The organism is Mesorhizobium sp. M7A.F.Ca.CA.001.10.2.1 (assembly GCF_003998575.1).
In the GTDB taxonomy this organism is placed as follows: domain Bacteria; phylum Pseudomonadota; class Alphaproteobacteria; order Rhizobiales; family Rhizobiaceae; genus Mesorhizobium.
On the sequence record NZ_RZQY01001305.1, the window covers coordinates 1 to 535 of the forward strand.

The 535-nt window shown below is 65.2% G+C and carries 1 pseudogene; it reads right to left on the reverse strand.

What is annotated here, in order from left to right:
- Window positions 1-535, reverse strand: a pseudogene (locus EN964_RS36790) (hypothetical protein); the annotation flags it as partial.

The following is a 535-nucleotide window of genomic DNA, read 5'->3' on the forward strand; positions in this document are numbered from 1 at the left end:
GTCCCTTGATGAGTCGCTTGGTCGATTGGGCGCTCGGCCCGCGCGCGAAGACCGTGCAGACAGGGTCGCCGGCAATCAGACGGGTGCCAGCCGACTGCTGGTCCGCTGTCCATTCAGGCCAGGCGATCGACGGAAAGTGAGTGATTGGCGTCGCGGCGTAAGTCACCATCGACGCCATCGAATCGACGAAGCGCGGCAAGCGGAAGACCTGACCCGTCGCGGCGCGCAGATGCGCTTCGATCAATGGCGCGTCGACATCGTCGAAAATGTCGAGGGTGGCGCCTGGCCTCGGATTGATCTCGATGAACTTGTAGCCGTCCGGCCCGCGGATAAGATCGGCGCTGCACAATCCAACCAGGCCGGCGCGCCGCGTCAGACTTGAGAGCCAACCGCCGATCACCCCCGCCTGTCTGCGATCGAAGCGTCTCAACCGCACGGCGCCGCCATAGCGATAGGGCGCTGTCGGGGAGGGGGACGTCCATTGTTGGCTGAAGCCCACGACGTGCGCGGTTTGCCCGTTGCCGACGAACAGGGC